The sequence below is a fragment of the Kribbella sp. NPDC050470 genome (genome assembly GCF_044458365.1).
Classification (GTDB): Bacteria; Actinomycetota; Actinomycetes; order Propionibacteriales; family Kribbellaceae; genus Kribbella.
In genome coordinates this window covers 144,041-163,961 of record NZ_JBITHV010000003.1, presented here as the reverse complement: position 1 = coordinate 163,961, position 19,921 = coordinate 144,041, and the positions used below count along the sequence as shown (strand labels likewise).

21 protein-coding genes are annotated in these 19,921 nt (G+C 69.9%); 8 read left to right on the top strand and 13 right to left on the bottom strand.

Annotation, left to right across the window (positions count from 1 at the left end):
- Window positions 1-4: 4 nt before the first annotated feature.
- Window positions 5-805 carry an MBL fold metallo-hydrolase gene (locus ACIBGM_RS09195; protein WP_396385006.1) on the top strand — a complete coding sequence of 267 codons (801 nt, stop codon included), beginning with the start codon at window positions 5-7 and terminating at the stop codon, window positions 803-805.
- Here the strand turns inward: ACIBGM_RS09195 and ACIBGM_RS09190 are convergent.
- Window positions 802-1,713, bottom strand: coding sequence for an SDR family oxidoreductase (locus tag ACIBGM_RS09190; RefSeq protein WP_396385005.1), 912 nt, complete (start codon window positions 1,711-1,713; stop codon window positions 802-804). The two genes, ACIBGM_RS09195 and ACIBGM_RS09190, sit on opposite strands and share 4 nt — an antisense overlap.
- 50 nt (window positions 1,714-1,763) lie before the next feature.
- Between ACIBGM_RS09190 and ACIBGM_RS09185 the strand changes: the two genes are divergently transcribed.
- The gene (locus tag ACIBGM_RS09185) at window positions 1,764-2,459 is read left to right on the top strand and encodes a TetR/AcrR family transcriptional regulator (protein WP_396385004.1); all 696 of its coding nucleotides are present in this window, start codon (window positions 1,764-1,766) and stop codon (window positions 2,457-2,459) included.
- On the opposite strand, the gene ACIBGM_RS09180 is transcribed toward ACIBGM_RS09185, so the two are convergent.
- From ACIBGM_RS09180 to ACIBGM_RS09170, 3 genes are all read right to left on the bottom strand, one after another.
- On the bottom strand, window positions 2,378-3,286 hold the full coding sequence (locus tag ACIBGM_RS09180; protein WP_396385003.1) for a DMT family transporter: 909 nt from the start codon (window positions 3,284-3,286) through the stop codon (window positions 2,378-2,380). The two genes, ACIBGM_RS09185 and ACIBGM_RS09180, sit on opposite strands and share 82 nt — an antisense overlap.
- Before the next feature lie 68 nt (window positions 3,287-3,354).
- Complete coding sequence (locus ACIBGM_RS09175; protein WP_396385388.1) at window positions 3,355-4,518, bottom strand: MFS transporter; 1,164 nt, start codon at window positions 4,516-4,518, stop codon at window positions 3,355-3,357.
- A gap of 120 nt (window positions 4,519-4,638) precedes the next feature.
- The gene (locus ACIBGM_RS09170) at window positions 4,639-5,208 is read right to left on the bottom strand and encodes a DUF4865 family protein (protein ID WP_396385386.1); all 570 of its coding nucleotides are present in this window, start codon (window positions 5,206-5,208) and stop codon (window positions 4,639-4,641) included.
- 100 nt (window positions 5,209-5,308) lie between these two features.
- On the opposite strand from ACIBGM_RS09170, the gene ACIBGM_RS09165 reads away from it, so the two are divergent.
- A complete protein-coding gene (locus tag ACIBGM_RS09165) occupies window positions 5,309-6,184 on the top strand; it encodes a hypothetical protein (protein WP_396385002.1) in 876 nt (291 codons plus the stop codon).
- Here ACIBGM_RS09165 and ACIBGM_RS09160 read toward each other — a convergent pair.
- Genes ACIBGM_RS09160 through ACIBGM_RS09150 form a run of 3 tightly spaced genes read right to left on the bottom strand, consistent with a single transcriptional unit; the run spans window position 6,171 to window position 7,930 of the window.
- Window positions 6,171-6,563 carry a GNAT family N-acetyltransferase gene (locus tag ACIBGM_RS09160; protein ID WP_360514157.1) on the bottom strand — a complete coding sequence of 131 codons (393 nt, stop codon included), beginning with the start codon at window positions 6,561-6,563 and terminating at the stop codon, window positions 6,171-6,173. The two genes, ACIBGM_RS09165 and ACIBGM_RS09160, sit on opposite strands and share 14 nt — an antisense overlap.
- A complete protein-coding gene (locus ACIBGM_RS09155) occupies window positions 6,560-7,570 on the bottom strand; it encodes a pyridoxal-phosphate dependent enzyme (RefSeq protein WP_396385001.1) in 1,011 nt (336 codons plus the stop codon). The genes ACIBGM_RS09160 and ACIBGM_RS09155 overlap by 4 nt, the downstream gene beginning before the upstream one ends.
- A 3-nt stretch (window positions 7,571-7,573) precedes the next feature.
- Complete coding sequence (locus tag ACIBGM_RS09150; protein ID WP_360514150.1) at window positions 7,574-7,930, bottom strand: helix-turn-helix transcriptional regulator; 357 nt, start codon at window positions 7,928-7,930, stop codon at window positions 7,574-7,576.
- A gap of 127 nt (window positions 7,931-8,057) precedes the next feature.
- Between ACIBGM_RS09150 and ACIBGM_RS09145 the strand changes: the two genes are divergently transcribed.
- Window positions 8,058-8,648, top strand: a complete 591-nt coding sequence (locus tag ACIBGM_RS09145; RefSeq protein ID WP_396385000.1) for a ClpP family protease — start codon at window positions 8,058-8,060, stop codon at window positions 8,646-8,648.
- Here the strand turns inward: ACIBGM_RS09145 and ACIBGM_RS09140 are convergent.
- The gene (locus ACIBGM_RS09140; protein WP_360514143.1) at window positions 8,584-9,735 is read right to left on the bottom strand and encodes a PLP-dependent aspartate aminotransferase family protein; all 1,152 of its coding nucleotides are present in this window, start codon (window positions 9,733-9,735) and stop codon (window positions 8,584-8,586) included. The two genes, ACIBGM_RS09145 and ACIBGM_RS09140, sit on opposite strands and share 65 nt — an antisense overlap.
- 143 nt (window positions 9,736-9,878) lie before the next feature.
- On the opposite strand from ACIBGM_RS09140, the gene ACIBGM_RS09135 reads away from it, so the two are divergent.
- The gene (locus ACIBGM_RS09135) at window positions 9,879-10,376 is read left to right on the top strand and encodes an Lrp/AsnC family transcriptional regulator (RefSeq protein WP_360514140.1); all 498 of its coding nucleotides are present in this window, start codon (window positions 9,879-9,881) and stop codon (window positions 10,374-10,376) included.
- Here the strand turns inward: ACIBGM_RS09135 and ACIBGM_RS09130 are convergent.
- On the bottom strand, window positions 10,373-11,383 hold the full coding sequence (locus tag ACIBGM_RS09130) for an LLM class flavin-dependent oxidoreductase (protein WP_396384999.1): 1,011 nt from the start codon (window positions 11,381-11,383) through the stop codon (window positions 10,373-10,375). The two genes, ACIBGM_RS09135 and ACIBGM_RS09130, sit on opposite strands and share 4 nt — an antisense overlap.
- 30 nt (window positions 11,384-11,413) lie before the next feature.
- Window positions 11,414-11,941 carry an NAD(P)H-dependent oxidoreductase gene (locus ACIBGM_RS09125; protein ID WP_360514134.1) on the bottom strand — a complete coding sequence of 176 codons (528 nt, stop codon included), beginning with the start codon at window positions 11,939-11,941 and terminating at the stop codon, window positions 11,414-11,416.
- A 170-nt stretch (window positions 11,942-12,111) separates the two neighbouring features.
- Between ACIBGM_RS09125 and ACIBGM_RS09120 the strand changes: the two genes are divergently transcribed.
- Both ACIBGM_RS09120 and ACIBGM_RS09115 read left to right on the top strand, forming a co-directional pair.
- On the top strand, window positions 12,112-14,358 hold the full coding sequence (locus tag ACIBGM_RS09120) for a HelD family protein (RefSeq protein WP_396384998.1): 2,247 nt from the start codon (window positions 12,112-12,114) through the stop codon (window positions 14,356-14,358).
- Between the two features lie 21 nt (window positions 14,359-14,379).
- Entirely contained in the window at window positions 14,380-14,520 is a 141-nt protein-coding gene (locus ACIBGM_RS09115) for a hypothetical protein (RefSeq protein ID WP_360514128.1), read from the top strand.
- On the opposite strand, the gene ACIBGM_RS09110 is transcribed toward ACIBGM_RS09115, so the two are convergent.
- Entirely contained in the window at window positions 14,517-15,089 is a 573-nt protein-coding gene (locus ACIBGM_RS09110) for a hypothetical protein (RefSeq protein WP_360514125.1), read from the bottom strand. The two genes, ACIBGM_RS09115 and ACIBGM_RS09110, sit on opposite strands and share 4 nt — an antisense overlap.
- A 6-nt stretch (window positions 15,090-15,095) precedes the next feature.
- Entirely contained in the window at window positions 15,096-16,868 is a 1,773-nt protein-coding gene (locus tag ACIBGM_RS09105; RefSeq protein WP_360514122.1) for a histidinol-phosphatase, read from the bottom strand.
- 123 nt (window positions 16,869-16,991) lie between these two features.
- On the opposite strand from ACIBGM_RS09105, the gene ACIBGM_RS09100 reads away from it, so the two are divergent.
- On the top strand, window positions 16,992-17,684 hold the full coding sequence (locus ACIBGM_RS09100; protein ID WP_396384997.1) for a M23 family metallopeptidase: 693 nt from the start codon (window positions 16,992-16,994) through the stop codon (window positions 17,682-17,684).
- Here ACIBGM_RS09100 and ACIBGM_RS09095 read toward each other — a convergent pair.
- Window positions 17,681-19,918, bottom strand: a complete 2,238-nt coding sequence (locus tag ACIBGM_RS09095; RefSeq protein ID WP_396384996.1) for an arylsulfatase — start codon at window positions 19,916-19,918, stop codon at window positions 17,681-17,683. The genes ACIBGM_RS09100 and ACIBGM_RS09095 overlap by 4 nt on opposite strands.
- Between the last annotated feature and the right edge of the window lie 3 nt (window positions 19,919-19,921).

Here is a 19,921-nt window from a genome sequence, read left to right as displayed (position 1 = left end):
GCCGGTGGACGTAACAGTGCTGTGCGATGCGGTGGCGGTGTTCCCGGAGCCCATTGAGGACGCGCTGCCGGGGTGGAGCGCGGAGAATGCGGCGTGGACCTCGGCGGTGATGCCCGGGAACGTGCGGGCCGCGGGCTGGTGGCTGCATTTCCACAGCTATCTGGTGACCGGGGACTCCGGTGTCGTGCTCGTCGATGCGGGCATCGGCCCGGCAGGCGGCGAGGCCGCCAACTGGCTGGGGGTGGCCGGACGGCTGCCTGGTCTGCTGGAGAAGGTTGGCGTGCGGGAGAGCGACATCGACACCGTCGTGCTGACGCATGTGCACCTCGATCACGTGGGGTGGAGCGCGGATGCCGATCGGCCGCGGTTCGAGAACGCGGAGTACGTCGTACAGCGGGCTGAGCTCGAGCACGTGCGGGGCGGGGCGACGTACGAGCGGATGCTCCGGCCGATCGTGGACGCCGATCAACTCCAGGTGGTGGACGGCGAGACCAGGTTGCGCGGACTGCGGCTGCTGCCGACGCCGGGGCATACGCCCGGGCATCAGTCTGTGGTGACTGAGCGTGCGGTGCTCGGCGGCGATGTGCTCGTACATCCGGCGCAGGCTCGGTGGCCTGAGCTCATCTACGTGTACGAGCGGGATCCGGCGCGGGCCGTGACCTCGCGACGTGAGGTGCTGGAGTTGGCGGCCGCGTCGGGGATTCCGATCGCGGCCGCCCATCCACATGCTGCGCTGTCCGGTGACGTGCGCGCGTTGGCGGCTCCGGCCGATGGCAGCGAGGTCTGCCCGCCGTACAAGCTTTAGCGGTAGCCGGTGGTGTCGGCCGGCTTGCCGGGGTCCTGGACCTCGACCATGTACCGCCACGCGTCCGGCCGGCTCCCGTCGAGGTCGGTGAAGCCGTAGACCTGGGCGAGCTCGCCGCTCGACGTGGATTTGCCGTTCCAGCGCCGTACGTCGGGGTCCGCGGCCAGCGCTGCCACCGCGCGGCCGACGTACGACGGGCTCTCGGAGATCGCGAAGTGCGGGATCCGCTCGGTCGCGTCCTGCCAGGTCTCCTCGGTCACGCCGAAGCCTTCGAGCATCGCCTCGGACCGCAGCCAGCCCGGAGTGAGCAGGACGGCGGTCGCGTCGTACTTGTCGAGCTCGTGGGCGAGGGCGAACGCCATCCGGCTGACGGCGCCCTTGGCGAGGTCGTAGAAGAACGAGACCCGGTAGTTGTCCGCGTTGTACTCGTTCGTCCCGTCGGTCATCTCGATGACCAGGCCACCCGGTGACTTGATCAGCAGCGGCAGCGCGTAGTGGCTGGTGATCACGTGCGTGTCGATGCCGAGCCGGAGCAGCCGCAGGCCGTCCTCGAGGTTGCTCTCCCAGACGGTCTTGTCCCACTCGGGCTCGCCGAACTGACCCCAGATGTCGTTCACCAGGATGTGCAGCGCGCCCTGCTCGGCCTCGATCCGCTCGATCAGAGCGCGGACCTGCTCGGGATCCAGGTGGTCCACCGGCACGGCGATGCCGTGACCGCCGGCCTGGTCGACCAGCTCGGCGGTCTCGTCGATCGTCTCCGGGCGGTTCATCTCCGACCGCCGCCCCTTCGTGGTGCGCCCGGTCACGTACACGGTCGCGCCCGCGGCGCCGAGCTGGACCGCGATCCCCCGCCCGGCTGCCCGGCTCGCCCCGGTCACCAGCGCAACCTTCCCCGCCAATGGCTTCATACCCGCCTCCATGTTTTCCATACGCTGTATGGTTATGTACCATACGGCGTATGGTTAATGCTGGCAAGCGGTCCGGCCGACCTCGTGCCGGCGAGGAGCGGCTGAGCCGGGAGGCGATCCTGACGGCGGCGCTGCGGATCGTCGACGACGAGGGGATCGACGCGCTCACCATGCGGCGGCTCGCGTCGACGCTCGGGGTGAACCCGATGTCGCTCTACCACCACCTGCCGAACAAGGCGGCCGTCATGGGCGGGCTCGCGGAGCTGGTGTTCGCCGGCGTGGAGCAGACCGATCCGGGCGACGCCGTGCCGTGGCAGGAGCAGCTCAAGGAGGCGGCGCGGGCGTATCGCAACGCGCTCCGGGCGCATCCGAACCTGGCGCTGCAGGTGCTGTCCGACACGTCGGCGGTGTCCGAGGTCGTGGTCGTGACAGTCGAGCCGTACTACCGCGCGCTCGACCGTGCCGGATTGTCACCGCGGCAGATCGTCGAGACGGTGAACACGCTGGTCGACTTCATCCACGGCTTCGCCCTCGGCGAGGCGTCGGTCCGCTCGGAGACGTTCGACCTGGCTCCCGACCTGCTCGCCCGGGTGCAGGGACTGCCCGCGGGCAAGGCGCCGACGCTGGTCCGGGTGGTCAGCGAGCTCGGCCCGGAGGGTCTCGCCTACGACTTCGACAGCGGCTTCGAGTCCGGGCTGACCGTGCTGACCGCCGGTATCGCGACCTTGGCCGACCGCGACCGGTAGCGCGAGATCGCGACCCCGACCAGGCAGAGCAGGCCGCCGAGATAGGCCAGCGGCGCCGGGCTCTCGCCGAGCAGCAGCCAGCCGAGGAAGATCGTCAGCGGCGGGACCAGGTACGTCGTCGCGCCCATCCGGCCGGCTGTCGTGCGGGCCAACGCGTACGCCCAGGCGGTGAAGGCGATCGCGGTCGGGAACGCCCCCAGGAACACGACCCACCAGATGCTCGACGGCCGCGCGTCGGCCGTCTCCCGGACCAAGGCCGGCGCGAACGGCAGGCAGCTGACCGTGCCGATCACGCAGGCCAGCCAGGTCACCTCGAGCGCCGGCAACCTGGCGAGCAACGGCTTCTGCGTGACGACGCCGATCGCGTACGCCGCCGCCACCACGAGGCACAGGACGACGCCCCACGTCTCGGCCCGACCGTCGGACGAGGAGAGCCCGATCAGCACCACCCCGCCGAACGCGGCGACGCTCCCGATCACCAACTGGCGCGGGAAGCCCTCGCGCAGGAAGACGCCGGCCAGCAGGGCGATCAGCAGCGGGCCGATGTTCACGAGCATCGAGGTCGTGCCGGCGTCGAGGTGTTGCTCGGCTGCGTTCAGCGTGAGGTTGTAGACGCCGAACCACAACAGACCGCACGGCACCAGGAACTTCCAGTCACCCTTCGCCGGCCAGCGCCGCGGCCGCGTGAACACGAACACTCCCAGCAGCACGCTGCCGACCAGCAACCGGCCCAGCGACAGCGCACCGGCCGAGAACTCGTGCCCGACATGACGGATCGCCACGAACGCCGCAGCCCACAACACCACCGCCACCGCCGCCGCACCCACCGCCTGCAAGCTGTGCTGGATGCCTCCCCCACCCCCCCCACCCCGGTCGCTTCCTCATGTCTGCGAGGCTAGGTCTCGGACACTTCGGCCGGCACCGAATTCTTCGCCGGCGGCAGCGCGAACGGTACGACGATCGCCGTCAGCAGCACCGGGATCGTCAACGCGGCAACCAGGGTCGCCATGCTGAACCACAGTGAGCCGACCGCGAATCCGACATAGATCGCCACCGCGAACACCTCGGCGAAGAACCCGGACACCGACGTCACGGTCGCCCGGGCCGGTCCGGTGATCGAGTCCTGCAGCCGTGCCTCCGCGACCACGATCACCAGTTGCATCACGCCGTACCCGATCGCGATCGGCGCGAAGCCCCAGGCCGTGCCGCTCAGCGCACCCCAGGCGATGAGTCCGGCCGTCGCGCCGAGCCCGACCGCGAAGGTTGTCGCTGGCAACTTGTACGCCGGTCCCGCGAGGGCGCCGCCGATCGCTTGCGCGGCAACGATCACCGCGATCAGCAACGGCACGACCGTGGTCGACGCTCCCGCGTCTCTCGCGAGCAACGGGAAGTACTCGTCGAACGCCAGGAAGCCACCCAAGGCCACCAGTGGCACCGCTCTCCGCACGACCCGACTGGTCAGTGCCTCGGTCACGCCTGCCCGCAGCATCGTCCAGTACTCGCTGAGCGCAGCCCGGGTGGTGGTCGAGTGCGGCTCGTCCTCCTCCGGCTGGGCCGGCTCGACGGCCGGCGCCTCCGGGAGCGTCAGCGCGACCGCAGCCTGGACCAGACAGCTGAGGACACTCACGATTCCCGCCAGCACGTAGCCACCGAGGTCGAACAGCGGCGCGGCCAACGCGGTCGCGGCCAGGTTGGCGATCAGCGAGGCCGACCTGGCCCGGCCGAGCAGCCCGGCGTACTTGTCGGTGCAGTCGCGGGCGGCCAACTCGTCGTACACGAAGGCCTCGAACGTGCCGGAGATCAGCGCGGACGACACACCCCACAGCACGAAGCCGAGGGCGAAGCCGGCGAACGACGGCACGGTGATCCACGCCGCGTACCCGAGTGCGCTGATCAGCGCGCCGAGGACCAGCAGCTTGCGCCGCGAGTACGTGTCGGCCCAGGCGCCGGACGGCACCTCGAGCACGAAGGCGGTCGTCGACCAGATGACGAACAGGATCGAGATCTGGGCGGCCGACAACCCGTGGTCGGCGAACAGCAGCTGGTAGAGCGGGTACAGCGGGATGAAGTCCTGCAGCGCCTCGTACGCGACGATGCGGCTGGACAGGCTCCTCGGCAGGCGGTCAGGGCGTCAAAGGTGCGGGCTCGGATATCTCATGTCTTGAAAGATACGGCGAAATCAGCGCCCCAGCAGATCTTTTCTTCCGGGTGTGGACAAGTGCAGCACCTGGTACCGCGTGCCCGGCACCGGGCCGGGCTCCGGCGAGTTCCACACGGTGAAGAACACCAGCTCCCAGCGGCTGGGATCGACGGCCAGCGCCGCAGAGTGCACACCGGACCGCGCCGCGTTCTCGCGGAGCACCTCGAGCGCCGCACCGATCGGCTCCGCGGGGTCCACGTCGTTCGCCAGCGTCTGCGTGTGCCTGGTCGCGCTCAGCGCGGGCTGATCCGCCGCCGGGCCGGGCAGCGCCTCCACCCCGGTCCAGTGCCGCACCGGCGGCCGGCCGAAGGAGGTGCAGATCGCGCTGAAGAAGCCGCCGCCCCAGAGGAAGCGGCCCATGCCGGCCGAGTCGTTCCACAGATAGAACGGCGCGTACTGGTTGATCATCGCGCCGTTCGCCCGGTCCTGGATCAGGTACGCCTTGATCCCCAGCCCGTCGAAGTCGTCCAGCCGGTGCCCGGTGGTCTCCACCCGGCGCCGGATGATCCCCATGTCGTAGTCGGTCGGCAACGTGATCTCGTACTGCATTGCGTACACGGTCCACACCCTTCCGCTAGGTCCCGGACATACTAGTAGGTACAGAAGAATTGAGGAGCGCTCTCGTCCACGCGTCGGTCAGAGTAGGGCGATGGGTGACGTGAGCGAACGGATCTGGGCGAAGTTGCCGGCGGGCAGCCGGGAGGCGCTGGTCGACGGCTTGAGTCCGTCGGACCTGCAGTCCGTGCTGCTGGACGTGAGCCGTGGCCGGGCCGCGAAGGTGACGCCGGCGCGGCTGCTGCAGCGCTGGCAGCAGGACCGGTTCGTGCAGCCGTCGACGTCCGACCCGCGGCAGCTCGTGAAGACCCAGCAGCGGCTGTGGGAGCGGCTGCCGGACCAGTTCGCCGGCGTCGAGCTGTCGCCCGTGACTCCGCTCGGCACCTGCTCGGCAGTGTCCAACATCAACCAGCATCAGGTGCTCAGCACGATCCGCAGTACCGAGGTCGCCAGCGACCCGACCAACGAGCTCGCGATCGAGGCGGCCGTACGGCGTCGTGCCGGTGAGCCACGGGTGCATCTGGCCGCGTGCCAGCGGGTCGTGCGGGCGCAGGCGGTCGAGGGGCCGGGGATGTTCGCGCACTTCCAGCTGTTCGTGCTGGTGTCGAGTGCGCGGGACACCGGCTCGGGACGGACCGAGGCGGAGCTGCTGGTGGACCACCTGCAGTACTGGCACGACGTGCTGGGTGATGCGGCCGAGCTGACCTTCACCACGTTCACGCCGTCGGCTGTGCGGGAGCGGATCGACGACACCGTCCGTCCGGCGCTGAAGACCGAGCTGGTCGAGGACGCGGCGCGGGAGAAGGGCCGGAACTACTACGCCGGTACGGCGCTGGGCATCGGCTGCGACGGCGCAGAGCTGGGCGACGGTGGCTTCACCACGTGGACCGCCGACCTGCTTGGCGATGCGAAGGAGCGCTGCCTGATCTCCTGCGTGTCCACCGAGCGCATGACCGCTATCTCAGCTTGAGCAGCGCCGCATCGGTCGGCCTGAACCCGCACGCCTCGACGTAGAACGCGGTCAGGTGTGGCTCGTAGTCCACATGGAGCCACTCACACCCGGCCGCCTTCGCCTCCTCGGCAGCAGCAAGCACCAGCCGCTTCCCGATGCCCTGCCGCCCGTACTCCGGGTGTACGGCGGTGTCCAGCACGAACGCATGGGCACCGCCGTCCCAGCACACCTGGACGAACCCGACCAGCTGCTCGTTGCTGAAGGCCCCGACCCACGTGAGCGCCCACCGCTCCAACCGCTCCCGCCACGGCTGCACCGTGATGTCACTACCGAACGCAAGCCCGTGAAGCGTCGACAGCTCGACGTCATCCACCGGAAACCGCACCACGAGCTTCACAACACCTCCTCCGCCGATGGGCGTTGACGGGCTTCGGTGCTGATCAGGATGACGGTGCTGTCCGGCCTGAGCTGCAGGCGGTCGCGGGCGGCGCGGAGGCCGGCGAGTGTGGCTGCGCCGCTTGCGCCCGACGAGATGCCGGCCGCGGCCAGGTCGTCCACTGCCTGCAGCGCCTCGTCGTCGTCGACTGTGACCGCGTAGTCGAGGCCTGAACGCAGTACGGGGTAGGCGAGGGTCGACGCCGTACCGCAGTTGAGGCCGGCCATGACCGTCTTGCCGGTCGGCACGGTGACGAGTTCGCCGGCCAGCAGACTCGTGGTGACGCAAGAGGCGGATGCGGGTTCGACACCGAGCACAGCGGGTGTCAACGGGCCACTGCGGTAGTGCGTGACGGCTGCCTGCGCGATCGACCCCACGCCCATCGGTACGACGACCAGGTCCGGCTGTACGTCGATCTCGCGGAACAGGGTCGAGTACCCGTCCACGATGTGCTGCGGCACCACCTCGTACCCGGGCCAGGCGGAGTCCTGGATCAGCAGCCGGCCGGGGTCGTCCGAGTACGACGCTGCCTCCGCGACGGCGGCGTCGTAGTTGTCAGGTACGACGGTCACCGTCGCGCCCTCGGATCGGATCGCGTCGATCGCCGCATCGCTCACGACGTCCGGGACGAACACGTGGGAGGGCAGGCCCAGCCGGGTCGCACGGCGAGCCACTGCCCGGCCGTGGTTGCCATCGGTCGCGGTCACGAGCTCCACCGGACCCGCGTGATCCTGCAGCGCGCGGTGGATCGCCCACCACGCGCCAAGCGCCTTGAATGCGGGCAGGCCGAGCCGCTGCGACTCGTCCTTTACCAGCACCTGGCCGACACCCAGCTCAGCGGCCACCGACGGGACAGGGGTCAGCGGCGTCGGGCGGTACCCCGGGAGGCTCTGGTGGAAGGCCAGGACCTCGTCGGGTGGAGGCGCCGTACGCCAGGAGCGTGCGGTCGGGTTGTCGTACCAGCGCACGACCTAGGCGACCAGGCAGAAGGCCTCGGCCGAGCCGGAGTAGGCACGCGGGGACGAGGCGATCCGGCGCGGAGCCGACTGCTCGACCCGGATCGCGGCCGTCTGGAGGTGGATCGGCAGCGTGGACCGGACGGCGGTCGCCAGGTCGAACTGCACCTCGGCCAGCAGGTCGGTCAGCTCGAGGTCCAGCGCGCGGCAGATCGCGGCGAGGATCTCGGACGACGGCTCCTTGCGGCCGCGCTCGATCTCGGACAGGTAGGGCACCGACACCTGCGCCAGCTCGGCGAGCTCGCGCAGGGTGATCCCCCGCTCGCGCCGCAGCCGGCGGAAGACGTTCCCGATCACCTGGCGTAGCAGCACGTCTGGCCCTCCTTGCCTCCGGATGTCCTGTTACGAGTGTGCCATCCCGGCCAGGTCTGCGGTGGGCAGATCTGCCACGGGCAGATTCCCGACCGATTCCGGACGGTCCGCGCGCAGGCTGGACGGCATGAGTGAGATCAAGCCTCTCGACGACCACATCTACCAGCGGCTGCTGTGGCAGCGGATCCTCGTCCTGGGCGACGAGATCAAGGACGAGAACGCCAACGCCCTGTGCGCCCAGCTGATCCTGCTGAACGCCGAGGACCCGAAGGCGGACATCTCGCTGTACATCAACTCCCCCGGCGGCTCGGTGTCTGCCGGGCTGGCAATCTACGACACGATGAACTTCATCTCCAACGACGTGGCGACGTACGCGATGGGCATGGTCGCGTCGATGGGGCAGGTGCTGCTCACCTGCGGGGCGCCGGGGAAGCGGTACGCGCTCCCGCACGCCCGGATCATGATGCACCAGCCGACCGGCGGGATGGGCGGTACGGCGTCCGACATCAAGACCCAGGCCGAACAGGCCATCAAGGCACGCGAGGACCTGGCCCGACTGATCAGCGAGCGGACCGGCCAACCGGTGGACCGGATCACCACCGACTTCGACCGGGACCGCTGGTTCACCGCCGACGCGGCCCGCGACTACGGAATCATCGACCAAGTGCTGACTGAAGATCAGCAGTCAGGTCGTCAACGTCTTCCAGCCCGAGGCTGAGGCGTAGCAGACCCGCGTCGGGCTTGGCTTCTTCTGCGACCAGGCGGTGGGTCAGGGCGGCGGGGTGTTGGATGAGGGTGTCTACGCCGCCCAGGGAGACTGCGTGGGTGATGAGGCTCAGGGAGCCGGCTACTCGGGCGGCTGCTTCGTAGCCGCCGGTGACGGTGAAGGCCAGGACGGCGCCTGGGCCGGACTGTTGGCGGCCGATGAGCTCGTGGGGGTCGGAGAGGCCGGGGTAGTAGACGGCCTCGACGGCGGGCTGGGCTGAGAGCCAGTCGGCGAGTTTGGTGGCGGTTGCCTGCTGCGCCCGTACTCGCACTGGCAGCGTCTGCAGTCCCCGGTGCAGTTCGTACGCCGCCAGCGGGTGCAGGAGGCCACCGGTCACGGCCCGGATCTGACGGAGCCGGGCTGTCCACTCCACGCCGGCCGCGACGACGCCGCCCATGACGTCGCCGTGGCCGCCGAGGTACTTGGTGGCCGAGTGCAGCACCAGGCTCGCCCCGTGACGAGCCGGCTGCTGCAGGACCGGCGTCGCGAACGTGTTGTCCACAAGCACCGGCACGTCGCCCGCCTGCCGGACCACGGCCGCGATATCCACAAGCTGCACGGTCGGGTTGGCCGGCGTCTCCAGGAGAACCAGTCCGGTCTCCGGCCGGATCTCCGCCGCCACCGAGTCGGCCGACGTGTAGCTGACCGTCGTACCCAGCAAGCCTGTGGACAACAGGTGGTCGGACCCGCCGTACAGCGGTCGTACGGCGACCACGTGCGGGCGGCCGGCGGCGACAGTGGCGAGCAGGCAGGCGGTGAGCGCAGCCATCCCGGAGCCGAAGGCGACCGCCGAGTCGGTGTGCTCGAGCTCCGCGAGCGCGTCCTCGAAGCGAGCCACCGTCGGGTTCCACAGCCGCTGGTACACGAGGCTGCCGCCGTCCGGCGCCTTGCCTTGCGTGAGTACGTCGTACGACGTCCCGCCGGCCGTCACCCCGGGCAGCGGATAGGTCGTGGACAGGTCGATCGGCGGCACGTGGACGCCGAGCGCGGTGAGGTCGTCACGGCCGGCGTGCACCGACCGGGTGTCGAGCTGGGTCATCCGTGCCTCCTCAAGGTCGCCTGCACTCACTCGGCGATGAGGATGGAATCTTCTGCAGATCAGCCGCAAGAGTTCCGAAGAAAATTCATCCACAGGCTCATCCACACGCTGTGGATTCTGTGGAGGAGTCCTACAGTGGTGCCATGCCGAAGGATCGTCGGACCCCCGGTCCCGCCCCGCGCGCGGCTCCGGACGGGCTCGACGACGTCGACCGGGAGCTGGTCCGATTGCTGGCCGGCAACGGCCGGATGCCGAACAACGCGCTCGCGGAGGCAGCAGGCATCGCCCCGTCGACCTGCCTGATGCGGGTGCGGTCGCTGCGGGAGCGCGGGGTGATCCGGGGCTTCCACGCCGACGTGGACCTGGCGGCGCTCGGGCAGCCGCTGCAGGCGCTGGTCGCGGTGCGCATCGGGGCGCACTCGCGTGACGAGATCAACCGCTTCCGGACGAAGGTGCCCGGGCTACCGGGTGTGCTGTCGCTGTTCCACGTCAGCGGCGCGAACGACTACCTGCTGCACGTGTCGGCTGCGTCGCCGGACGCGTTGCGCGAGTTCGTGCTGGACCACCTGACCGCTGACCCAGCCGTAGTACACGCCGAGACGAGCCTCATCTTCGAGCACGTCCGCGGCGGAGCGAGCTAGAGACCCCAGGCGGCTGCCAGCTGAGCAAAGGAGTGCCGGCGCTCGGCGGGGTTGTGGATATTCGTGGTGATGATCAGCTCGTCGGCTTCCGCGGCCTTGGCACGGCTCGACAGATCGGCAACGACCTGGTCGGGCGTGCCGACAGAGACCAGACCGGCCCACTCCTCGACAGCCGCGCGTTCGGCGTCGGACCACGGGTAGGCGGCGGCTTCTTCGGGCGATGGCAGCGGGCCCGGCCGGCCGGAGCGCAAGCGCAGCATCGACAGCGCGTTGGCCTGAGCCAGCTGCTGCGCGCGTTCCTCGGTGTCGGCGACGATCGCGGCCAGCGCGAGGATGACATGCGGCGTCGATTGGTGGTCGGAGGGCTGGAAGTTCTCCCGGTACGACGCGATCACACCGGCCGGGTCGAGAGTCCCGAAGTGACCGGCGTACGCGAATCCGGTCCCGAGTGCGGCCGCGGCCTGACCGCCGTACGTGCTGGAACCGAGGATCCACACCGGCGGCAGCGGTACGTCGTCCGGTTGCGCGGAGATCGGCGCGAACGGGTGACCGGCCGGGAAGCCTTCCGCGTACGCGCGAAGCTCGGCGTACTGCTCGGGGAAGTCGTCGGCGCCGAGCGCCTCCCGGCTGCGGCGCAGCGCGAGCGCGGTCCGCTGGTCGGTGCCGGGCGCGCGGCCGATGCCGAGGTCGATGCGATCGGGGTGCAGGCCGGCCAGCACGCGGAACGTCTCGGCGACCTTCAGCGGTGAGTGGTTCGGCAGCATGATGCCGCCGGAGCCGACGCGGATGTGCGAGGTGGCCGCGGCGACGGCCGCGATCATCACCTCGGGCGTCGAGCTGGCCACGCTCGGGATGTTGTGATGCTCCGCCAGCCAGTAGCGCTTGTACCCGGCGGCCTCGGCGGCGCGGGCGAGCTCGAGGGTCTCGTGCAGCGCCTGTGACGGTCGCGATCCCGTCGGCACCGGCGAGAGGTCGAGCACGGACAACGGCATCGGTTCGGAGGTCACGTTCAACCACCAACCGCGGCCCGCCGCGAGCTATTCCGGGTACGGCGTTCGTTCGCGAGCGTCCCGCAGTGGCCTGGCCCACCAGGCGAGCTGGTCGAGCAATGCGGCCGCGGCACGCGGTGTCGTGGGGTCGACGGGCTCGCCGTCCGCCGTGAAGTCGGTCTCGTGGAAGCCGAGGGTGTCGCGAATCGTGACCGCGTGGAGCTCGCCGAACACCAGTCGCAGCTGCTCGGCGGCCCGGAGTCCGCCCGACCGGCCGCCGTACACGACGAAGGCGATCGGCTTCCCGTACCAGGGCCGCCGTACGGCGTCGATCGCGGTCTTGAGGTCACCCGGGTACGCGTGGTTGTACTCGGCGGTGACGATCACCGCGGCGTCGGCGTCGGCGATCCGGGCCGGCAACTCGGGCAGCGGGACGGCGCTCAGGTCGATCAGGTCGAGCTTGAAGTCGTCGGACTGCTCGACCTGGCGGGCGAACCAGCGGGTGACCAGAGTGCCGAAGCGACCGGGGTCGACGGTGCGGGTGAGCAGGGCCAGCCGCAGCGGATGAACGGTCACGCCGGGGACGCTAATACCTCAACACCACTTGAGGTCAAGGCGGCGACGAGGAGGCAGTTCAGAAAAGGGGGGATCCGGGATAAACTCAGGGATTTATGGCTGCCACCGGAGGAAATGCGGAAATGTCCTCCAGGAACCAACAGGCTGCATTTTATCACAAGGGGTTTGAATTGCCGAATCCGGTTCAGGCCGAGCAGGTTCACCTGACGGCGTTCTACGCTGCGCTCGACGCCGAGCGGGAGCGCGCCGAGGCCCGCAAGCAGGACGAGCAACTGGTCCATACCCGTAACGCGCAGGCCTTGCACCAGCGCGACGGCCGGATCCGTGAGCTGAACACCCGGCTGGCCCGGCTCAACTCGGCCGAGGAAGGCCTGTACTTCGGCCGCCTGGACGCCGCCGACGGCGAGACCCTGCACATCGGCCGGCTCGGCTTGCACGACGACGACTACGAACCGTTGCTGGTCGACTGGCGCGCGCCCGCAGCCCGCCCGTTCTACATCGCCACGGCAGTCGCGAACGAGGGCGTCGTACGGCGCCGCCACATCCGGACCCGGCTACGCAAAGTGGTCGACGTTCAGGACGAGCAGCTCGACCTCGACCGGGACGCGCCGGACGCGTCCAAACCCGGGACCGGCGTAATGGGCGAGGCGGTCCTGCTCGCCGCGCTCGAGGCCCGCCGGACCGGCCGGATGGAGTCGATCGTGCAGACGATCCAGGCCGACCAGGACCGGATCATCCGCTCGGAACTGCCCGGAATCCTGGTCGTCCAGGGCGGTCCGGGCACCGGAAAGACCGCGATCGCGCTGCACCGCGCGGCCTATTTGCTTTACACGCACCGTGAGCAGCTGGAAAAGCGCGGAATTCTCGTGGTCGGCCCGAATGCGGCGTTCCTGCGGTTCATCGGCGAGGTGCTGCCGTCACTTGGTGAGGACGGCGTCCGCCTCGTCACCGTCGCCGAGCTGTACCCGGGCCTGACCGCGACCCGGCCGGAGGTCGCAGAGAGCGCCGAGGTGAAGGGTCGCGCGGTGATGGCCGAGGTGATCGCGAAGGCGGTCGACGACCGGCAGTGGGTGCCGGACCGCCCGATCCAGCTCACCGTCGACCGGACCGTGCTGCGGCTCGACCCGTCGTTCTGCGCGGACGCCCGGGCGCGGGCCCGCAGCCGCAACCTGACCCACAATCAGGCCCGGCCGTTCTTCCTGACCGAGGTCGTCGACTTCCTCACGAACCAGTACGCCGACCTGATCGGCGCCGACCCGCTCGGCGGCGAGAACCTGCTCGACGACTACGACCGCCAGGAGCTGCGCAAGGAAGTCCTCGCCGAGCCGGCTGTGCAGGCGCTGCTCGACCAGCTCTGGCCGCTGCTCAGCCCGCAGAAACTCCTCGAGGACCTGTACGGCGACGAGGACCGGCTGGCCGTGGCTGCGCCGCAACTGAGTGTCCTCGATCGCGAACACCTCCTGCGGTACGGCGACGACTGGAGTCCGTCCGACGTACCGCTGCTGGACGAAGCGGCGGAGCTGCTCGGGGACGATGGCCGGGAAGCGGCGAAGGAGAAGGCGGCCCGGGCGCGGGCGATCGCTTACGCACAAGGCTCGCTGGACGTGCTGACCGGTTCGGCGTCGACCGACTTCGACGAGGACGACGACGCGGAGGTGCTGACCGCGAAGGACATCCTGGACGCCGAGATGCTCGCGGAGCGGTACGAGGCGGACGACGACCGGACGCTGGCCGACCGGGCCGGGGCCGACCGGCGGTGGACGTACGGGCACGTGATCGTGGACGAGGCGCAGGAGCTCACGCCGATGGCGTGGCGGGCGATCGCGCGGCGTTGTCCGCTTCGCTCGATGACTGTGGTCGGTGATGTCGCGCAGACCGGTGCGATCGGCGGTGGGACGAGCTGGGAGAGTGCGCTCGGGTCGACGTTCGGCGATCGCTGGCGGCTGGCCGAGCTGACGCTCAACTACCGGACACCGGCCGAGGTGATGGAGCTCGCTGGTGATGTCCTGCGCGAGGTCGACCCACGGGCGAAGGCGCCGCGCTCGGTCCGATCGACCGGAGTGCGGCCTTGGCACGCGAACATTGCGCCGGCGGACCAGGCGGCGTACGTGCAGAAGGTGGCGGCCGAGGAGACGCAGCACGGGCAGGTCGGTGTCATCACGTCCCGCAACCGACTCGAGTTCGTGCAGGAGGCGGTCGCTCACCTCGACGACGTGACGGTGCTGAGCGCGGCCGGCGCGAAGGGCCTCGAGTTCGACTCTGTCCTGGTCGTCGACCCCGACGGCATCCTCGTCGAGTCACCACGCGGCCTCCGCGACCTGTACGTCGCCCTGACCCGCTGCACCCAACGCCTAGGAGTAGTCGGCCCGCTCCCCGACGTACTCCAGTCCTCCACTGCGTGGGATGACCGTCGGTGAGGCGAGTCCTACCGTCGAAGGATGAAGAAGCCGCTGAGGTGCGTCCTCCGCGTGCACACCTGGCGAACCAGGCGCAATGAGGAGGGCCAGCGCTACCAGCTCTGTCTGGGGTGCGGGATCACGCGCGACAAGCTGACGCTCAACGACTTCGGGGGTGGTTAGTGGTCAGCGCAGCATTTCTGTTGGTGTTGGAGTTCGAAGGGGATGAGGAGGTTGCCGGCGGCTGGCTGGACCTGGAGGACCAGGCGGCCGGCGCGGCGGAGGGGGCGCAGGAAGTCTCGGGTGTCGACGAGTGCATCGTCGGTGACGGATAGACCGCCGACGGCCTCGAGTTGATCGATGCCGCAGCGGGTGCGGAGTTCCGCGGCCGGCATGATCCCGTGCGCTTGTTCGTGGCCGGGCCAGCGGACAGCGCGTCCCGCCGTACCGAGGGCTGCTTCGACGGCGGCGAGGTAGGCACCGCGGACGAGCTGGCTCGGGCCGGCCAGCTCCGGCTCGGACGCGCCGGGCCGGGTGATCGCGAGGCCGGCGTGCTGAGTGGCGAAGCGACCGCGGACGGCGTCGGCCAGGTCCGCCGTACTCATCAGCGAGACCGCCACGTGCGGGCGGTCGCCGCCTGACACCATGTGGGTGCAGGCGACGACCGGCTGGTCCACGGCGTCGAGCAGGTCGTACAGCAGGTGGTCGGCCGCGGCCGTGTCCCGGCTGTCTGCGTCGATCGCGATGATCATGGGCGACTACTTCGGCAGGACCCAGATCGGGTTCGTGTAGAACCACAGGTCGACCCACGGGTCCGCGTCGCCGACCACGTCGAGCTGCGGTCCGGCCGGGTCGACCGCCGCGCCGAGGTAGCCGGGCTGGCTGCGCTTCCCGTCGGTGCCGCGGACGCGGACGTAGAACGGCGCCTCCGCCTTGCCCAGCGGGTAGACGAGCTCGAACGTGCCGCGCCGGCCCGAGGTGTCCCACTGCCGGACGACCTTCGTGTTCGGTGCGGTGAAGGTGTCGCGGTCGGAGACGGTCCCGGTGACCGCGCCCTGGATCACGTCGACCCGGTTCAGGGTCGGCACGAAGCTCGCCCAGTTCGGCATCGTCTGCGCGGTGATCCGGACGACGAGCTCGAGCGCCTTGCCCTTGCGCGTGATCAGGGCGCCGCCGAGCGGCTCGCCGTACCGGTTGCCGACCTCACGGACCTCGACCTCGACGCCCTTGGCCAGCGCGCCGTGGTCGACCCAGACGCGGCCGTTGCGCAGGCCCTCCATCACCGCGAGGTAGTCACGCCGGTCCGCGCCGACGTGCGTGCGGCTGTAGAAGCCGGGCCAGAAGTCGCCCGCGGTCCGGTTCACCGTGTTGCCGTAGACCGGGTCCATGTAGCGGCCGTCGCGGTCGAACTGCGCCTGGCTCGAGCCGTCCGGACGACGCGAGGTCTCGTTCCAGTTCACGTGCGAGTCGGAGTTCGCGCTGATCCACCACGGCTTGCCCTCGGCGAGCAGGCTGTCCCACAGGCCGCCGACGGTCGCCGTCATCCAGTCGAAGCCGCCCCAGGTCCGGTAGCTCTCGGCCGGGTAGCCGGGGAACGAGTTCGCGTTCGGCGAGTTGCCGTAGAAGCCGCGGGCGCTCGCGCCGCCGATCCCGGCCGGCAGTCCGGCCGCCTGGTGACCCGGCGCGCCCTCGAAGCCGACCGCGATCCGCGGGTCCGCGTCGCGCCAGTTGCGGATCTCGTGCGGGCTGTCGATGCCGTTGCGGGCCGGGTGGTTGGCCAGGAACAGCGCGTCCGCGACCCGGCGGCTGTCGACCTGCTGACCGAGCCACTGGATGCCGGACACCGCGAGCGCCTCGTTGGCGGGCGTGTTCGCGCCGGCGCCCTTCACGCTGCCGTCGTAGCTGTTCTCGAACTGCTTCAGTACGTCGACCTCGCGGCTGCCCGGTGCGACGAAGACCGTGCCGTGCTCGGCGGCCGGGATGTTCCACTCCAGGCCCTGGAAGATCAGCGTGTTGCGCAGCTCCGAGCGGGCCGCCTTGATCTGCGGGTTGACCAGGTCGACGCCGATCCGGGCGTGCGTCGCGCCGCCGTGGTCGGTGATGACCAGCCAGTCCAGCCCGTACGCCGCAGCGTGCCGAGCCTGGTCGATCACCCGGTACAGACCGTCGGAGCTCAGCTGCGTGTGGATGTGGTGGTCGCCGGCCAGCCAGACGTTGGGGCGCTGGCCCGCCTTGAAGATCCAGCCGTCCTGGGGAGCGGCCGCCGCGGCGACCTGCGCTCCGGTGACGGCGAGCGCCGCCGTACCTCCGAGGATGCCCGCCGATCGCAGCAGGACGCGCCGGGACACCTCGGTCGGCGAGAGGTCGCTGTCCGGCACCGACTCGTCGAGCGCCGCCAGCGTGGCCGCGTCCAGCTCGGTGTTCGGGTGGTGGTGATGATGCCCGTGGCCGTGGTCATGACCGTGGTCGTGGCTGTGGTCATGCCCGTGGTCGTGGTCGTGCGGGTGGCTGTGGTCGTGCGCGTGCCCCATCGTGCGTCCTCTCGGATGGCGGAATCCCGCGCGATCATCGCCCTTTCCCATGACCACCAGATGTTGTCCCGGTGAACGCCTCCGGATGGACAACCCGCCGCCGGACCACTTCAATGTCCCAGGATGAGAACTCGCTGGACGACGGTCCGACGGGCCGCGACCACCGCGGTCACGGTCGGTGGTCTGCTCGCGCTGGCCGCGTGCAGCGACTCCCAGTCGGACGCACCGGCCGTCCGGGCGAGCAGACCGTCGGCGCAGACCCCGAGCCGGTCGCCGTCCCCCTTGCCCGTGGCAAGGTACGTGTTCCCCATCCGCGGCTGTGAAGCTTCTGCGTCACAGAGTCACCACGACTACCCGGCGTCCGACATCTTCGCGAAGACCGGCTGCAAGTTCGTCGCTCCGGTGGACGGGAAGGTGGACGAGGTGACCGCAGTCGACCACTGGGACCCGGACACCAACGTCGGCAGGGATCGCGGTGGGCTGTCAGTGTCCGTGGTGGGCGTCGACGGCGTCCGGTACTACGGTTCACACCTGTCGGCCATCGGTGCCGGTATCAAGCCAGGATTGCGCGTGCAAGCCGGCCAGTTGCTCGGCTCGATCGGCAACACCGGCAGCGCCCGGGTCACGCCGTCCCACCTGCACTTCGGAATCAGCTGGCCGACCCCACCCGGCCGCTGGTGGATCCGCCGCGGCGCGGTACCACCCCAGGCCTACCTGAACGCCTGGCGCGAAGGCCGCCAACTGTCTCCCGTCGCTGCAGTGGCCAAGGCCCGCCGGGCCTACGGCACCGACCGCGGCTGCCGCTCGTACTGCTAGTCGACGGCTTCGAAGAGTGGTACGTCGTCGTCGGGGAGGGTGATCTCGACGCGGTCCAGGTGGCCTTGGTACGGGAACGTGCCGGTGTACTCGGTCGACGCCGGGGAGGCGCCGTCGTGGCCGATGTCGAGGCCTTCCCAGCCGTGGAAGTTCGGGAGCACTGCGTCGAGTTTGCCGGAGGCAACTTCTTTGGCGTCGACCAGGAGGCGCACGGAGGCGGTGCAGTCGCCGGTCTTCTCCACGTCCACCGCGAGTTCCGTCGTACCCACAGGGATCGGCGCATCGGACCGGAAGAGGGTGTGCTTGCCGAGATAGTTGTGGTCGAACACCAGCCGGCCGTCCTTGACGAACAAGGAGAAGCCGGTGGCCACACCGCCGAGCGCCACCAGTACGCCGTCGCCGTCTGATGTGGCGCGGTCGACGAAGGCGGTCATCCGGTGTGAGCGGTTCATCGTCGGCGGGCATGCGGCTGCCGGCAGGTGCGGCATCCCGCGGTAGTAGACAAAGTTGCGTCGGGCCCGGATCGATCCCGGCCTGGCCACCTTGGCTCGTACGGCGAAACCGCGGTCGTCGAGGGGCAACACGTCGTACTTGCCGGCCTCTGCCCAGAACCGCTGCTGCAGCTCCGCCAGCTTCTCCGGATACCGGGAAGCGACGTCGTCACACTCCGACCAGTCGGTCGTGGTGTCGTACAGCTCCCAGCGGTCCTCGGCGTAGTCCGTCCCCCGCTGGTGAAACGCGACGGCCTTCCAACCGTCGTGCCAGATCGCGCGGTGGCCGAACATCTCGAAGTACTGCGTGCGATGCGTCGTCGGCGCATCGGCGTCGTCGAACGTGTAGCTCAGCGGCGTGCCATGCAGCGGCAACTGCCGCACCCCTCGGTACGTCGCGGGCGCCTCGACGCCGACGAGGTCGAGCACGGTCGGCGTGATGTCGATGACGTGGTGGAACTGGGTCCGGATCGCGCCGGAGTCGGCGATCCGGCCCGGGCACCGCACGACCAGCGGCACGCGTACGCCGCCCTCGTGCGTGTTCTGCTTGTAGCGCCGGAACGGCGTGTTCCCCGCCTGCGCCCAGCCCCACGGGTAGTTCGAGTGGCCGCGGGGTCCGCCGATCTCGTCGAGGTGCTCGAGGTTCCAGGCGAAGTCGGGCTCGATCCCGTTCTGGAACGCGGCCGGGTTGAGCGAGCCGCGCTTGCCGCCCTCCTGGCTCGCGCCGTTGTCGGACATCACCACGATCAGCGTGTTGTCCAGCCGTCCCAGTGCCGCCAGCGCGTCGACGAACCGGCGCAGCTCGGCATCGGTGTGGTCGAGCATGGCGGCGTACGCCTCCTGCAGGCGAGCGAACAGGCGACGCTCGTCGTCGGTGAGGTCCGCCCACGGCTCGACCCCGTCGTTGCGCGGCGACAGTTGGGTGTCGGCCGGGATGACGCCGAGCTCCTCCTGCCGGGCGATCCGCCGGTCCCGGATCACGTCCCAGCCCTGGTCGTACCGGCCGCGGTACTTGTCGAGGTACTCCTGCGGAGCCTGGTGCGGTGCATGCGCGGCGGCGAACGCGAGATGCAGGAAGAACGGCTTGTCCGGCGTCGTCGAGATCTGCGCCCGCACGAACGAGATCGCCTGGTCGACCAGGTCGGTGGTCAGGTGGTAGCCGTCCTCCGGCCGGGCCGGCGCCCCGATCGCGTGGTTGTCCGCGTAGAGCTCGGGGTAGAAGCAGTCGGTCTCGGCCTCGAGGAAGCCGTAGTACCGCTCGAAGCCGCGACCCAGCGGCCACTGGTCGTACGGACCGGACGCGGTCGTGTGCTCGGTCGGCGCAAGGTGCCACTTGCCGACGCACATCGTGTTGTAGCCGGCGTCGACCAGCATCTCGGCCAGGGTCGCGGCCGCCTTCGTGACGTGTCCGCGCCCGTTCGGGTAGCCGGTGTCGAGGTTGGACAGCAGGCGCATGCCGACCGAGTGGTGGTTCCGCCCGGTGAGCAGCGACGCCCGGGTCGGCGAGCACAGCGGTGTCGCGTGGAAGTTCACGTACCGCAGCCCGCCGGCGGCGAGGCCGTCGATCGTCGGGGTGTCGATCTCGGACCCGAAGCAGCCCAGGTCCGCGAACCCGACGTCGTCGAGGACGACGTAGACCACGTTCGGCGCCGAGGCTCCCGGCGTCGGGACGGACGCCCAGTGCGGCACCGAGTCCAGGTGGGTCAGTCCGATCCGCCCCGCGAACTGCCGGCCCTCGTCCATGAC

What these genes read in the sequence shown, in the direction of transcription:
- ACIBGM_RS09190 (WP_396385005.1), bottom strand. Translation starts at nt 1,713, where the DNA reads ATGAAGCCATTGGCGGGGAAGGTTGCGCTGGTGACCGGGGCGAGCCGG.
- ACIBGM_RS09185 (WP_396385004.1), top strand. Translation starts at nt 1,764, where the DNA reads ATGGTTAATGCTGGCAAGCGGTCCGGCCGACCTCGTGCCGGCGAGGAG.
- ACIBGM_RS09170 (WP_396385386.1), bottom strand. Translation starts at nt 5,208, where the DNA reads ATGCAGTACGAGATCACGTTGCCGACCGACTACGACATGGGGATCATC.
- ACIBGM_RS09165 (WP_396385002.1), top strand. Translation starts at nt 5,309, where the DNA reads ATGGGTGACGTGAGCGAACGGATCTGGGCGAAGTTGCCGGCGGGCAGC.
- ACIBGM_RS09145 (WP_396385000.1), top strand. Translation starts at nt 8,058, where the DNA reads ATGAGTGAGATCAAGCCTCTCGACGACCACATCTACCAGCGGCTGCTG.
- ACIBGM_RS09140 (WP_360514143.1), bottom strand. Translation starts at nt 9,735, where the DNA reads ATGACCCAGCTCGACACCCGGTCGGTGCACGCCGGCCGTGACGACCTC.
- ACIBGM_RS09135 (WP_360514140.1), top strand. Translation starts at nt 9,879, where the DNA reads ATGCCGAAGGATCGTCGGACCCCCGGTCCCGCCCCGCGCGCGGCTCCG.
- ACIBGM_RS09115 (WP_360514128.1), top strand. Translation starts at nt 14,380, where the DNA reads ATGAAGAAGCCGCTGAGGTGCGTCCTCCGCGTGCACACCTGGCGAACC.
- ACIBGM_RS09110 (WP_360514125.1), bottom strand. Translation starts at nt 15,089, where the DNA reads ATGATCATCGCGATCGACGCAGACAGCCGGGACACGGCCGCGGCCGAC.
- ACIBGM_RS09105 (WP_360514122.1), bottom strand. Translation starts at nt 16,868, where the DNA reads ATGGGGCACGCGCACGACCACAGCCACCCGCACGACCACGACCACGGG.
- ACIBGM_RS09100 (WP_396384997.1), top strand. Translation starts at nt 16,992, where the DNA reads ATGAGAACTCGCTGGACGACGGTCCGACGGGCCGCGACCACCGCGGTC.
- ACIBGM_RS09095 (WP_396384996.1), bottom strand. Translation starts at nt 19,918, where the DNA reads ATGGACGAGGGCCGGCAGTTCGCGGGGCGGATCGGACTGACCCACCTG.